Origin of the sequence: Saccharothrix coeruleofusca, from assembly GCF_014648515.1 — a bacterium.
Classification (GTDB): domain Bacteria; phylum Actinomycetota; class Actinomycetes; order Mycobacteriales; family Pseudonocardiaceae; genus Actinosynnema; species Actinosynnema coeruleofuscum.
This window is the reverse complement of sequence record NZ_BMRG01000001.1, coordinates 469,372-482,502: the sequence shown is the minus strand read 5'-3', so window position 1 is coordinate 482,502 and position 13,131 is coordinate 469,372. Positions and strand designations below refer to the sequence as shown.

11 protein-coding genes and 2 tRNA genes are annotated in these 13,131 nt (G+C 69.8%); 7 read left to right on the top strand and 6 right to left on the bottom strand.

Going from position 1 to position 13,131, the window contains the following annotated elements; all coding sequences use genetic code 11:
• The first annotated feature begins 35 nt into the window (after positions 1–35).
• Together IEZ00_RS02505 and IEZ00_RS02500 are read left to right on the top strand one after the other, a co-directional pair.
• Positions 36–120, top strand: a tRNA-Ser gene (locus IEZ00_RS02505).
• A gap of 162 nt (positions 121–282) precedes the next feature.
• Positions 283–1,431, top strand: coding sequence for a helix-turn-helix domain-containing protein (locus tag IEZ00_RS02500; RefSeq protein WP_306344648.1), 1,149 nt, complete (start codon positions 283–285; stop codon positions 1,429–1,431).
• A gap of 169 nt (positions 1,432–1,600) precedes the next feature.
• Here the strand turns inward: IEZ00_RS02500 and IEZ00_RS02495 are convergent, their stop codons facing one another.
• Positions 1,601–2,476, bottom strand: a complete 876-nt coding sequence (locus IEZ00_RS02495) for a phosphotransferase (protein ID WP_229794922.1) — start codon at positions 2,474–2,476, stop codon at positions 1,601–1,603.
• 20 nt (positions 2,477–2,496) lie between these two features.
• Complete coding sequence (locus IEZ00_RS02490; RefSeq protein WP_189221364.1) at positions 2,497–3,009, bottom strand: glycine-rich domain-containing protein; 513 nt, start codon at positions 3,007–3,009, stop codon at positions 2,497–2,499.
• A gap of 172 nt (positions 3,010–3,181) precedes the next feature.
• Between IEZ00_RS02490 and IEZ00_RS02485 the strand changes: the two genes are divergently transcribed.
• Positions 3,182–4,306: a helix-turn-helix domain-containing protein gene (locus tag IEZ00_RS02485; protein ID WP_189221363.1), complete on the top strand. Its 1,125-nt coding sequence runs from the start codon at positions 3,182–3,184 to the stop codon at positions 4,304–4,306.
• 221 nt (positions 4,307–4,527) lie between these two features.
• Here IEZ00_RS02485 and IEZ00_RS02480 read toward each other — a convergent pair whose 3' ends face one another.
• On the bottom strand, positions 4,528–5,490 hold the full coding sequence (locus tag IEZ00_RS02480) for an alpha/beta hydrolase family protein (protein ID WP_306344642.1): 963 nt from the start codon (positions 5,488–5,490) through the stop codon (positions 4,528–4,530).
• A gap of 189 nt (positions 5,491–5,679) precedes the next feature.
• Here IEZ00_RS02480 and IEZ00_RS02475 point away from each other — a divergent pair, with 189 nt between their 5' ends.
• Positions 5,680–6,285, top strand: a complete 606-nt coding sequence (locus IEZ00_RS02475; RefSeq protein ID WP_189221361.1) for a TetR/AcrR family transcriptional regulator — start codon at positions 5,680–5,682, stop codon at positions 6,283–6,285.
• A gap of 314 nt (positions 6,286–6,599) precedes the next feature.
• Here the strand turns inward: IEZ00_RS02475 and IEZ00_RS02470 are convergent, their stop codons facing one another.
• Entirely contained in the window at positions 6,600–6,923 is a 324-nt protein-coding gene (locus IEZ00_RS02470; RefSeq protein ID WP_189221360.1) for a putative quinol monooxygenase, read from the bottom strand.
• 107 nt (positions 6,924–7,030) lie between these two features.
• On the bottom strand, positions 7,031–7,513 hold the full coding sequence (locus tag IEZ00_RS02465) for a nuclear transport factor 2 family protein (protein ID WP_189221359.1): 483 nt from the start codon (positions 7,511–7,513) through the stop codon (positions 7,031–7,033).
• Positions 7,514–7,813: 300 nt separating this feature from the next.
• Here IEZ00_RS02465 and IEZ00_RS02460 point away from each other — a divergent pair, with 300 nt between their 5' ends.
• Positions 7,814–10,279 carry a DUF8508 domain-containing protein gene (locus tag IEZ00_RS02460; protein WP_189221358.1) on the top strand — a complete coding sequence of 822 codons (2,466 nt, stop codon included), beginning with the start codon at positions 7,814–7,816 and terminating at the stop codon, positions 10,277–10,279.
• Between the two features lie 170 nt (positions 10,280–10,449).
• On the opposite strand, the gene IEZ00_RS02455 is transcribed toward IEZ00_RS02460, so the two are convergent.
• Positions 10,450–10,534 (bottom strand) — tRNA-Ser (locus IEZ00_RS02455).
• 616 nt (positions 10,535–11,150) lie between these two features.
• Between IEZ00_RS02455 and IEZ00_RS02450 the strand changes: the two genes are divergently transcribed.
• Positions 11,151–11,894, top strand: a complete 744-nt coding sequence (locus IEZ00_RS02450) for an AAA family ATPase (protein ID WP_189221357.1) — start codon at positions 11,151–11,153, stop codon at positions 11,892–11,894.
• 284 nt (positions 11,895–12,178) lie between these two features.
• Positions 12,179–13,120 (top strand): ABC transporter substrate-binding protein, encoded by a 942-nt coding sequence (locus tag IEZ00_RS02445; protein ID WP_189221356.1) that lies wholly within the window; start codon positions 12,179–12,181, stop codon positions 13,118–13,120.
• Positions 13,121–13,131: the final 11 nt, after the last annotated feature.

Genomic DNA, 13,131 nt, shown 5'->3' with positions numbered 1-13,131 from the left:
AGGGGACCTGGCGGCGGTCTTGTATTGTTCTCGGCGGTGGCGTGTCCGAGCGGCCGAAGGAGCACGCCTCGAAAGCGTGTGAGGTGCAAGCCTCCGTGGGTTCAAATCCCACCGCCACCGCTGAAGACGGGGCCCAGCTGCGGAAGCGCAGCTGGGCCCCGTTCTCGTCTCCGGGGGCCTCCGCCGTCCGCCGAGCTGGGCGGCTCCGGGGGCATCCCGCCACAGCGTCTCCGGTGCTTGGTGGCTTTGCCGCGTGGCCTCGGCTTGCGCTTCCCGCTCAACGTGCGGGGACGCTGGTTGGCGCGTTTGCAGACATTGACAACGGGGGTCGGTGTGTCGCAATTGGGCCACGCTATGCGAGAGGCGCGTAAGGCTTCCGGGTTGTCGCTCGCTCGAATGGCGCAACTGACCCATTACAGCGAGGCGTACCTGAGCTTGATCGAGAACGGAAAGCGTCGACCGGTTCCGGAAGTGGTCACGGCCTACGAGGACCACCTCGGCGAGCCCATGGGGAGCGATCCTGTCCGGCGTGCGCACGAGTGGCTTGTCGCGGACTCGCCAACGGTCGTGCAACGGCGTTCAGGGCGCAGAGTGGGGGCTTCCTTGGCTGACGCGGTAGAAGCTCGCGTGGTCGAGTTGAGGCACCTGGACGACGTGGTCGGCAGTGCCGACCTGCTGCCCGCCATACGCCGGGAGTTGGCCGAGACGGAAGCGCTGGTGCGTGACGGCTCCTACGCCGAACCGATCGGCAGGCGGCTGCTCACCGCGACAGGCGAACTCGCCCAACTCGCCGGGTGGGTGGCCGGTGATGCCGGGCAGTACGCCGAAGCCCAACGGCTGTACGTCGGTGGGGTGCTCGCGGCGAAGGCTGCGGGCGATGAACCCCTCGGGGCGCAGCTGTTCTCATCGTTGAGCTACCAGATCACGAACGTTGGTGATGCCGAGGACGGGCTGCTCCTGGCGCGGACTGCGGTCAAAGGCGCACACAGCGCGACCCCGCTCGTCCGAGCGTTGCTCCTGGAACGGGTGGCATGGGCCAGTGCCAGGACCAGAGATCGTGACGCGACGCTCCGCGCGCTGGACGCGGTGGACGACGCGTATGAGCAGAGGTCACCCGGCATCGAAGAACCTGAGTGGGTCTACTGGCTCAACAGAGCCGAAATCGACGTCATGGCCGGACGTTGCATGATCGAGCTGGGTGCACCTGGCAGGGCCGAACCGCTGTTGTCCGGAGCGGTCGCCACATACCCCGAGGAGCACTCCCGGGAGGTGGCTCTCTACCTCTCGTGGCTAGCGGAGTCCTACGCCCGTACCGGGGCGCTGGATGCCGCTGGGGCGGTACTGGACCGCGCCAGGGGGTATGCGGCCCGGATGCCGTCCACGCGGACTGATGACCGGTTCAGGATTGTCGAGGGGCTGATCCGCTCCTGAGCCCCTCCCTCCATGGCGTCGACAGCCTCTTGATGTAAGAGAGTTCAAGCCCGTCGGGACACGCTTTCGGCGTTCCCGATGCCACTTCAGCGTGTGAGGTTCAAACCTTTGTAGGGCTGAATTCCACCGCCACCGCTGAAGAAGGGATCCCGATCTCTTTTTCGGGTAGTCAGCCGATGCCCAGGGCGTGGTGCCTGCTCATCCGGTGCCGCGTCCACGCGCGAGCAGCGGCTGTGGCCGTTGTGGTCGCGAATCGGCGTTCCCAGAGGCGGAGGACCGACGCGGCGAATGCCGTCACGGCGTCAGGTGGCGTCGAGGCGAAGTCCGGCGACTGGTACGCCCACTGCTCCGCCGCCTCGGGTCGGTGCCCGGCGGCGATGAGGCGGATGACGAGCAAGGCGGTGTCGATCCACGCCGCCCCGGTGCGCCACCAAGCCCAGTCGACCACTTTCGCGGTGTCGGCCACCAGGAAGTTCGCCGGGTTGAGGTCGGAGTGGACCAGGCGGTTCCCATCCAGCTGATCAGGTGCCTTCGCGGCCCACTCGGCGATGAGCCCCGCGTTGGCAGCGGACCACGGATCGGCGTCGTTCGAGAGGGGCAAGTCGAGTTCGACCTTGAGCGCCCGCGTCCACTGGCTCGCCATCGGTCGGGCCTGCGGTGGCGGTACCGACCTGATCCGGGTTACCGCGTCGGCGACCGCGAGGAGGTCCGCCGAGCCGGGGGACAGGTCGGCGTGGTGGCCGGTCACGTGCTCGAACCCGAGGACCAGCCACCCGTCCGCCTCGACGTGCCACAGCAGGCGCGGAGCGAGGTCGTCGGGCAGGTGGGAGCCGATCGCCAGCTCATTGCGGTGCATGGCCGACAGTGATGAGCCCGTCGTGATTCCTTTGCAGAACACCGATCCCGATGGCGTGGTGAGGGTGACGGCGAGTTCGGAATTCCGACCATCCCTCAGCGACTTCGCGCCCGACGCCGGGCCGGTGTGTTGCTCCACAGCTTGCCGCACCCTTTCAGGCACGTCGTGCCAATCACGACGGGACGTCATCACCTGTTCCTGTTCTGGGGCTAGCGCCCCGCCCCTGCGGGCGTGCCTTCACGGGCAGCCGCACCATCGTCGTCGCCTTGACCGCAGCTGGTGCACCCCGAGTGGCACTGTGTGCACGAGCCGGACGCGGTGAGGACCCACAGGTCCGGGTCGACGGTGAAGCCGGCGGCACGCATCGCGTTCACCGTAGGTGCGAGCATCCTCGCGGTGTCGGATTTCGCCGCACGTGGCGGGGTGAACTCCTCGGGCACGTGGTGCAGGAACCGACCCGCCACACGCTCGCAGAACTCCGCGTAGTCGGTGGTGTTCAGGATGAACTGGTGCCAGCCGAGGTCCACTCGCCGGCTCGGCCGGAAGTGGCCATTCGGGTTATCGGCGCACACCTTCAGGAACGCCGTGGTCGCATCCACGATGCGGGTCGCTTCGTCGCCCGTCATTCCCGCGTGCTCATTGATGAGCTGCTGGACGAGTCGGCTGCGGAGGACGTCGGAAATCAACCTCTCAGCCGGTGACTTGACGATAGGCGGTGTCATGGCTCCCTCATTCCCGCGCGATTCACTCCACTAGCGGAATCGGTAATCCCATCGGAGGAAAGATCTCGATCCGCTCCAAGGGCGTATGTCCTGTGAGTAGCGTGACCGCAGCGGAACGCCATGGGAACGGTTCCGAGGTCCACAGCCGTCCACAGCGCGGGAGACGGTCTTCATGTTCGAAACGGCGAGAGCACTGCGGGCGGCCCGGCGGGCCGCAGGGGTCAGTTTGGGAGTTCTGGCGCGACGCACTCACTACAGCAAATCGCTGCTCGGGATGGTGGAGAATGGTCAGCGCGCAGCGAGACCCGAACTGGTAGCGGCCTACGAGCGTGCGCTCGGCGCACAGGGGTTGGGTGAGGACGTGAACAGGCGTGAGCTGTTGGCGGCAGCCACCGCGGTGCTCGCCGGAACCACCACCCCCGACCCGCTGGCCCGACTGCTCGACGGCCTCGGTGCGCCCGACGTGCCGAGACAGGTCGGCCGGTCGGAGGTCGAAGCCGTGCGGCAGGCCGCGACGGTCTGCACGACGATGGACCTCCGGTACGGCGGTGAGGTCGCCGCGCACGTGTCCGGCGGCGCGCTCCGGTGGGCGGTCAGCCTCTTGGACGCCTCGATGCGCGCCGACACTCGGGTGGAGCTGTGCGAAGCGGTGGGCGCGCTCGCGGACCGGACCGCGTGGACGTACTTCGACTCCGGCCGGACCCGTTGCGCGCACAGGCTGTCCGCGCTCGCGCTCCGCACCGCGGACAAGGGCGCTGATCCGGACCTCCGCGCGCACGTGCTGCTGAACATGGCCGCCCAGGTCGGCGACGCACTCCCCGGCGAAGCCGTCCACCTGGTCGAGGTCGCGCTGTCGGACCGGCGGGTCTGCGGCTTGGAGCGCGCGAACCTGCACGCGAGCCTGGCCGGGCACCTCGCGCGGACCGGTGCGCGTGGCGACGCGCTTCGCCACATCACCCTGGCGGAGAAGCTCGCCCAACGCGACAGCGACCGACCCGCGTGGGCGCACTTCCTCACCACCGAGCACATGGACTCGATCATCACCCTCGCCCTGATGTCGGCGGGTGAGGACGGTGAGGCGATCCGCCGCTTCGAGGACCTCATCCCGCGCATGGGAGCGGACCGGCTGCGCGGGAAGGCGGGACGGATGATCGACCTGGCGGCGCTCTACGCGAAGACCGATCGGTTGGACGAGGCGCGGGACCTGGTGGGGCGAGCGGAGGCGGTGCTGAGCGACGTGCGGTCCACGCGGGCGACGGATCGACTCACGGCGTTGCGTCGGCGCATCACCGCCTGACGGGGCCACAACGGGCCGCCGACCAGCAGCTCCTCGGGCGTGTGGCCGGCCGTCGCCGCGAACGGGGTGCTCCGGTCCTCCGCATTGGTCAGCTCGGCCGGGTCGGGATGCCGATGGCCCTCGACCCGGCCGGACTCCACCGCGGCCACCACCCGCGACCGCGGTGGTGAGCGCGGCTCACACGTCGTTCTGCCGAGCGACGAGGAGCCGCACGTCGCGGGCTACTTGGTTTCGACCTTCGCCAGGGGCGTCTCCTGCGCTTCCAGGGCTTTCACGGCGAGGTCCCAGGACGTGTCGCCGGGGAACAGCTGGGAACGCAGGTAGGCCCACACCATCGCGCGCACCGCGGCAACCCGTTCGGGGTTCTCGTCGGAGGTTTCCGCGGCGTCGTAGCCGGAGATCCCGCCGAACAGGTGCCCCGCGCCCAGGAAGGTCAGCAGCGTCTTGTTCCCGCCGGGGCTGTGGGTGTAGGCGTCCCAGCGGTAGCTGAGCCGGGAGGAGAAGTTGAGGTTCAGGTCCTCGTCGCCCGCGACGACCAGCGCGGTGCCGGTCATCTGCCCGAAGTCGATGTACTTCATCATCGGGTAGTTCTCGGCGGCCCACGACGAGAAGTGCTCGTCGGCGATGCCCGGTCCGCCGATCACGACGCCCGCCTTGACGCGGGGATCGGAGAGGTCCTTCTCCCTGGGGTCGTTCGGGTCGCTCACCTGCGAGCCCAGCAGCAGCGAGACCGTGTGGCCACCGGCCGAGTGCCCGACCGCGGCCACCTTCTCGGTGTCGACACGGCCCGGCAGCCCCGGAACCGCGGCGAGGACCTCCTCCAGGTGATCGAGGACGGTGTGCATGTCGACGGCGCGGTCGCGCCAGAACAGCGGCGCGTCGGGCAGGTCCTGCTCGCGCAGCCCGAGCACCGTGGAGTCCAGGTGCGTCGGCTGGATGACGACGAACCCGTGAGCGGCCCAGAAGTCCGCGACGGGGCCGTAACCGCGCAGCGAGGAGATGAAGTTGGCCATGCCGTGCCCGTGCGAGAGCAGCATCACCGGCAGGTCGGTCCCGGTCACGGGGGCCGAGATCTTGATCTCCAGCGGCACGGGCCTGCCCGGCACCTCGAGCGTGAAGGGGCTGTAGCTGAGGATGGGGGTGGGCTCGCTGACCGGGAAGCCGGCGGCGTCTGCGTAGGACATGCTCATGGTTGTGCCTCTCAGGCCGTTCGTCCGGGAAGCCGTTGCTCCCGGACTCGGTGGTGATCGACTTCGACCGCCTGGCAAAAGATTGCCATGCGTGGCAAGTTTGCGCAAGGAGGCATTTTTGCCTTGGGTGCAGTACGCTGAGGTGTGCACAGGCGGTGATCGACGGAGTGCGGGAGAGTTGCGGTGACCAGTGACGGTCCGGGGCTTCGGGAACGGTCCAAAGCGCGACGACGGCGGCTGATCCTGCACACAGCCCTGCGCCTGTTCACCGAACGCGGGTACGAGCGGACCACGATCGCCGACATCGCCGAGGCGGCCGAAGTCGCGCCACGGACCGTGACGGGCTACTTCCCGTCGAAGCTCGACTTCATCACCGAGTGGCCGGCGTCCATCGAGCGGCGGCTCATCGCGATACACCAGGAGGAGCCCGGCCTGGACTTCATCGGTCTGGTGGACAGGTGGTGGCACGACCTGCGCGACAACGTCGACCGGGAGGAAGCCGCGCTCACCCGCGCCGTGGCCCTGGCCAACCCCGGCGTGGTCGCCATGGCGGAGGCCGAGGTCTCGCAACGGACCCCCGTGACCGACTTCCCCCTCGAGGGAGCCGATCGCGACGACCTGCTCGGAGCCGCGGGGCGAGCCGCGATCAGGGGCATCAACCTCGTGTTCCTCCGCGGCGTCGCCGAGAACCGCATGACCGACGAACTCCACAACGCGCTGCTGCACCTGATCCGGGCCATCGCCGACAGCACCAACGTCGGCCACGGCTCACTCAAGCTGGACCCTTAGCGCTCCACAGCCGCAGTTCGTGGTGTTGTGCCTGTCCTCGCTGGTGGTGGGCTTGTTCGGCGCGGTGCGGTGGCGTCTGCGCCAGTGGGGCCAGCCCTGGGTTCCGGCACTTGGGCGAACAGGGTGAGGGCGAGGAGTGGCGGGTGACGGCGGGGGAAGCGGCACTTCGGCGGCTCGGCGGGCGACCTTCTCCTCGGGCGTCATGGAAACGCTCACGGTCACCTCCGACTCCTGTCCGGGACGGGGGTCTACCGCACCCGTACCGGTGGGCGCCGCACGCGGGCGTAACCGCCGTTGCCCGAGCGCGTGGGTGCTCAGGCGCGGGGGTCGCGTTCGTCGAGGGCGTCGAACTCGCGCACCTCGTTGCGCATCCGCGGACCCCACTTGGCGAAGATCGCCTGGACCTCCGGGGTGGCCAGGTGCCGGTCGAGCGCCTCCTGCGAGGTCCACTGCTCCAGCACGGTGACGGCTCCGGCCGCCGCGTCCTCCACGCTGAACGAGATCAGCACGTTGCCGGGGTTCGCCGCGGCGACCGGGTACGTCGCCCGCGCCTCGGCGATGAACGCTTCGACGTCTTCGGCGGGGACGAACACCCGGCCCGCGACGATGACGGCGGTCCTGCCCTGTGGCGAATCCATGGTTGTTCCCGTCCTCCGTGTCCGCTGCGGAGCCGGATCGGCTCGGCACGGGCACGGTAGGACCTGACGTCGGTGTCAGGGGCAAGAGTGGATGGGGGACGTCCCCGTCACGCGGGTAGTGGCACCCGGTCGATCAGTTCGCGGACCGCGACCATGTCCAGGTAGGCGTGCGCCCGCACGATGAGGCCCCGGCGGAAGGTGAGCAACCAGCAGTAGTCGTTGTGGTACGGCTGCCCGTCCAGGGCGGTCGCGTCGGCGGTGAACTGGTAGGCGACGGTGTCCCCCTCCTCCAGCAGGGAGGTGGGCGTCATGCGCAGGACCGTCCGCAGGCGGTCGAGGATCGGGGCCGCGCCCTCCACCAGGAACTCCTGCTTGTCGCGGTAGGTGCGACCGTTGACGATCGTCCACCGCACCCGGGGGTGCAGGAAGTCGTAGAAGCTGCCGCCGCTGTTCTGCCGCGCGACGGCTTCGAGCACGATCGCCTTGTTGTCCCGCCGTCCCGGACTCGCCTGCGCGGGGGCGCCCGCCAGCGCCAGACCGCCCGCGGTGAGGGCGATCGCGCCGAACCCGCGCCTGGTGTGCGGTGCCATCACCGGCTCCTCTCGTCGTGTCACCTTCGACGATCGGCCGGTGGTGGTGGGGGAACCAGGGTGCATCGCACCCTGGCAGCCTGCGGCGGGCGCTGGGCACCCGCGTTCGGCACCGGAGAGGAAGGACGCCGACCGGTGCCTGGGAGGGGACCACCGGCCGGCGCTCTCACCGACGACCCTACACCATCATCGAACACACGTTCGAGTGATTTCGGCGCAGTCAATCGTTGGTCACGGCGTCTTCCGTCGTTCACTCGATCCAGGGAGGATCGGCGGACCCGCCAATGACCGGAGGAATCCGTGAGACCAACCCCGCTCCGCGCAGGCATAGCGGCCACCGCCGCGACCGCCGCCTCGCTCGCCCTGGCCGTGCCCGCCGTCGCGGCGCCCAGCACGGACGCCCTGATCGCCGAGGTGTACGGCGGCGGGGGCAACTCCGGGGCCACGCTGACCCAGGACTTCGTCGAGCTGGCCAACCGGGGGTCCGCGCCGGTCGCGGTCGACGGGTGGAGCGTGCAGTACCTGCCCGCGAGCGCCAGCGCGGCCAGCCAGTGGCAGGTCACGCCGCTGAGCGGGGCCATCGCCTCGGGCGGGCGGTTCCTGGTCGCCCAGGCCAAGGGCTCGGGCGGCACGGTCGAGCTGCCCGCTCCCGACGCCACCGGCTCGATCGCCATGGCGGGCTCGGGCGGCACGGTCGCGCTCGTCACCGCCACCACGCCGCTGACCTGCAAGACCGCCGCCGACTGCGCCGCCGACGAGCGCGTGCGGGACCTGGTCGGCTACGGCTCGGCCACGGTGGTGCGCGAAGGCACGGCGACCGGGAACCTGAGCAGCACCACCTCCGCCGCGCGCCCCCAGCTCGCCGACACCGACGACAACGCCGCGGACTTCACCGTGGGCGCGCCGACGCCGGTCAACGCCAAGGGCGAGGGCGCGGGCGGCCAGGAGCCGGACCCCGAGCCCGACCCGGAGCCCGGTGACAAGCGCATCCGCGACATCCAGGGCACCACGCGCGTCTCGCCGCTGCTGGGCCAGAAGGTCACCGGCGTGCCCGGCGTGGTCACCGCCACCCGCGCCACCGGCGACCGCGGCTTCTGGTTCCAGGACACCGCCCCCGACACCGACCCGCGCACCAGCGAGGGCCTGTTCGTCTACACCGCGGGCCTCGCCCCGACCGTGCAGCCGGGCGACTCCGTGCTGGTCAGCGGCACGGTCGCGGAGTACCGACCGGGCGGCAGCGCGGCGAGCAACTCCAACCAGACGCTCACCGAGCTCACCTCCGCCACGGTGACCGTGCTCTCCAGCGGCAACCCGCTGCCCGAGCCCGAGGTCATCGCGCTGCCCGACGGCTACCTGCCCACCGCGGGCTCCGGCGGCGACATCGAGGGCCTGCCCCTGGACCCGGCCACCTACGCGCTGGACTGGCTGGAGTCCCGCGAGGGCATGGCGGTGCGGGCCGACGACCTGCGCGTGGTCGGCCCGACCAACGGCTACGGCGAGACCTTCGTCACGACCAAGCCCGCGCAGAACCCGACCCCGCGCGGCGGCACCGTCTACCTCGGCTACGACCAGCCCAACAACGGCCGCATCAAGGTCAAGCCGGGCAGCGCCACGCCGCCGAAGAGCAACGTGGGCGACGTGTGGCGCGGCGCGACCGTGGGCAACATCGAGTACACCGACTTCGGTGGCTACACCCTGGCGGCCAAGTCCGTGGGCGAGCACGTGCCCGGCGGCATCGCGCCGGAGAAGACCGACGCGACCCGGCAGTTCGAGCTGTCCGTGGCGACCTACAACGTCGAGAACCTGTCCCCGGCCGACCAGCAGGCCAAGTTCGACCGGCTCGCCTCGGCCGTGGTGACCAACCTGGCCGGCCCGGACGTGGTGGTGCTGGAGGAGATCCAGGACAACAACGGCGCGACCGACGACGGCACGGTGGCCGCTGACCAGACCTACGCCAGGTTCACCGCGGCCATCGCCGCCGCGGGCGGCCCGCGCTACCAGTGGCGGCAGATCGACCCGAGGAACAAGGCCGACGGCGGCGAGCCGGGCGGCAACATCCGGGTGGCGTTCCTGTTCAACCCGGCCCGCGTGTCGTTCGTGGACCGGCCCGGCGGCGACGCCACCACGCCGGTCTCGGTGGTCAAGCGGGGCGGGCGCGCGGCGCTGTCGGTCTCGCCCGGCCGCGTCGACCCGGCCAACCCGGCGTGGGAGAACAGCCGCAAGCCGCTGGCGGGCGAGTTCACCTTCCGCGGCCGGACCGTGTTCGTGGTGGCCAACCACTTCAACTCCAAGGGGGGCGACCAGGCCATGCACGGCCGCTACCAGGCCCCGGTGCGCGGCTCCGAGGTCCAGCGGGGTCAGCAGGCCGCCGCGCTGAAGGCGTTCGTGGACCAGGTGAAGTCGGTCGACCGGGGCGCGAACGTGGTGCTCGCCGGTGACATCAACGACTACCAGTTCTCGCCCGCGCTGGGCACGCTGACCTCGGGCGGCACCATCGTCGACCTGATCAGCACACTGCCCCCGAACGAGCGGTACAGCTACGTGCACGAGGGCAACTCGCAGACCCTCGACCACATCCTGATCAGCTCGAACATGACGCGGTACCGGTACGACGTGGTGCACATCAACGCCGAGTTCGCCGACCAGGCCAGCGACCACGACCCGCAGGTGGTCAAGGTGCGGCCGAGCACCGGCAACCCGCACCTGGACAAGACGGTGTTCGCCATGGAGGACCTGCTGGAGTGCCTGCGGGGTCTGCGCCCCTGACGGCTCTACGCGCGAGGCCCCCGAAGCCGCTTCGGGGGCCTCGCCCCTACCCGTCCGACGAGTCGAACCTCCAGGTAGGGCGAGTTCAACGCTGGTGCGGCACGGCAGGCGTTCGCTCCCGCAGACGCAGCAGAGCCCCGGTCACCTGACGGTGCCGGGGCTCTGACCTGCGGAGGATACGGGATTTGAACCCGTGAGGGTGTTAACCCAACACGATTTCCAATCGTGCGCCCTAGGCCACTAGGCGAATCCTCCGCCGGAGAGCCTACCGGACGGTCCGCTGACCACCCAAAACGGGTGGTCAGGACCAGGGGAGCCGGGCAGGGAGGTGCCGGCGCAGCGCTCGGTGACAGCCTTGTCGGTGTGTCTGTCGCATGGGCACCACCAGCACGAACGCCGCAGTCCGCACCGAACACCGATACGTCGCACCACGCTGAACCGTCGGAGCGAGCGCGCCGGGGTGCCCGCACCGGTTCCGGCACTACTTCTCCGACCGCTGGCAGGCTGCGGGCGACAGCCAAGACCCGCCGTGGCTTGGGCGCGGCTCACGCTTCATGGGCGGTGACGCCGGACCGGTCGGCTCGCACCGCACCCGCCCGACGGGCTTCGCTCGCCCGCTTCGAGGACCAGGCCGCCCCCGACCGGAAGCTGCCTGCCGACGAGCGGGAGCAGCGGATGCCGTCCGCACTACGGCTTGATTTTCGCCACCGTTCTTGTTCCATGTCCCTGATCCGCCGTCATTGCTGGTTGACCGAATTGTGCGCCTGTTTGATGGCATCCGAGCACTTCATCAGAATTCGTCGCGTTTCGTCGCCCTCGACTGCTACGGTCCACGGCATGTCGGCGAGCTCATGGCAATAGGAGACCGTCAGTGTTCGTCAGCCGTGCCTACGTACCTGAGTCCCTACGTCCCGATGACCACCGGTCCTGGCCGTACACCGTGCCCGCGGTCGCCGAGGTCGTCGAACGCGGCGTCGAGTTCACGCATCCGGTGACCTTCCTCGTCGGCGACAACGGCTCGGGCAAGTCGACCCTGGTCGAAGCCATCGCCGAGGGGTTCAAGCTGGACGCCCGCGGCGGGCGGGCAGCGCGTAGGACGGGCAGCGCCGACACGACCAGGACACCGCTGGGCGAGGTGCTGCGACTGGAGACCACCGCCAGGGGCGGTCGCATGTTGGCGGGGCCGCGCCTGAAGAAGAAGGGCTTCTTCCTGCGCGCCGAAACCGCGTTCAGCATGACGGAAAACCTTGGCGGTGTCCCCGGCTATTGGGCTGAGAACACGGCCGAGATGAGTCACGGTGAGGGGTTCCTCGCCGTGTTCCGCTCGATGTTCCGCGACCCCGGTTTCTACGTGATGGACGAACCCGAGTCGGCGCTGTCGTTCACCGCTTGCCTGCAGCTCGTCGCGCTCATGCACGACTTGGGCGAGTCGGGCGCGCAGGTCGTGTGCGCGACGCACTCGCCGATCCTGGCCTCGACGCCCGGCGCCGACATCATCGAAGTGGGCGAGCACGGTCTACGCCGTGTGAAGTGGGCCGATCTGGGCCTTGTCGACCACTGGCGCCGCTTCCTCGACAACCCCACGAGCTACCTGCGGTACCTCACGGAAGAGTGAAGGGGGCGAAGTCGGCGCCGACGCCGTCAGCGAGGCGGACGCCCGGTTCAAGGCATGGACGCGCATCCGGTGTGGGTGCTCACGGGTCGGCCCCCGGATCGCTCGGCGTCACATCGGCGACCGTCGCTGTCATTCAGGGCGACGAGCTGCGCGGCGGACGGCAACGCCCACCACTGACCGGCATCGGTCGCAGGTGTGAACCCGCAGGTGGCGGCCCCCACGTTGCACCGTTCGGCCTCGCCATGTTTGCTTAGCCTGCCCTAAATCGCTCAGGAGGTGGCCGCGTGCGGCTCCGTTCGATCGTCGTCCTGTTGGCCCTGTTCGCCACCGCCTGCGGCGGGGGCGGGACGGAGAGCAGCGACCCCGCGGCGGCGCAAGCCGTCACCGTCGACACCCGGTTCGGCCCGGTCACCGTCGAGCGGCCCCCGACGCGCGTGGTCGCGCTGGGCTGGTCGGACGCCGAGGCCGCGCTGGCGCTGGGCGTGCAGCCGGTCGGCGTCAGCGACTGGCTGGCGTTCGGCGGCAAGGGCGTCGGGCCGTGGGCGGAGGGCCTGTTCACCACCGCGCCCACGCTCCTGGGCACCACCGAGGTCGACTACGAGGCGGTCGCGGCGCTCAAGCCCGACCTGATCCTCAACACCCGGTCGGACAACGACGAGAAGAAGCACGAGACGCTGTCCAAGATCGCGCCCACCATCGGCGCGCCCAAGGACGTCATCCCCTACGGCACCACCTGGCGCCAGCAGGTCGAGATGGTCGCCAAGGCGCTGGGCAAGGTCGACGAGGGCAACAAGATCATCAGCGACCTGGACGCCAAGTTCGCCGCGAACAAGAAGTTCGAGGGCAGGACCGCCGTGGTCGGCGCGTACTTCGACGGCAAGTTCGGCGCGTACGTCAGCGGCGACTCCAGGGCCGACTTCATGAAGGCCATCGGCTTCGGCGTGAAGAAGGAGGTCGAGGACCTCGCGGCGGGCACCTTCTACGTCGACATCTCCACCGAGCGGCTGGACCTGCTGCGCGCCGACCTGACCGCGGTGTTCCCCATCGGCGGCGACGCCTCGGCGCTGACCGGGAACCAGCTGCTCAAGCAGGCCGCGGGCGACGGCCTGGTGGTGATGGAGGACAAGACGCTGGTCAACGCCTTCTCCAGCGGCTCGTCGCTGGGCACGGCCTACGCGCTCGACCACGCGGTGCCGCTGTTCGCGAGCACCCTGAAGATGGGCTGAGCCGACCGGCT

What these genes read in the sequence shown, in the direction of transcription:
- IEZ00_RS02495 (WP_229794922.1), bottom strand. Translation starts at nt 2,476, where the DNA reads ATGACGTCCCGTCGTGATTGGCACGACGTGCCTGAAAGGGTGCGGCAA.
- IEZ00_RS02490 (WP_189221364.1), bottom strand. Translation starts at nt 3,009, where the DNA reads ATGACACCGCCTATCGTCAAGTCACCGGCTGAGAGGTTGATTTCCGAC.
- IEZ00_RS02485 (WP_189221363.1), top strand. Translation starts at nt 3,182, where the DNA reads ATGTTCGAAACGGCGAGAGCACTGCGGGCGGCCCGGCGGGCCGCAGGG.
- IEZ00_RS02480 (WP_306344642.1), bottom strand. Translation starts at nt 5,490, where the DNA reads ATGTCCTACGCAGACGCCGCCGGCTTCCCGGTCAGCGAGCCCACCCCC.
- IEZ00_RS02470 (WP_189221360.1), bottom strand. Translation starts at nt 6,923, where the DNA reads ATGGATTCGCCACAGGGCAGGACCGCCGTCATCGTCGCGGGCCGGGTG.
- IEZ00_RS02465 (WP_189221359.1), bottom strand. Translation starts at nt 7,513, where the DNA reads ATGGCACCGCACACCAGGCGCGGGTTCGGCGCGATCGCCCTCACCGCG.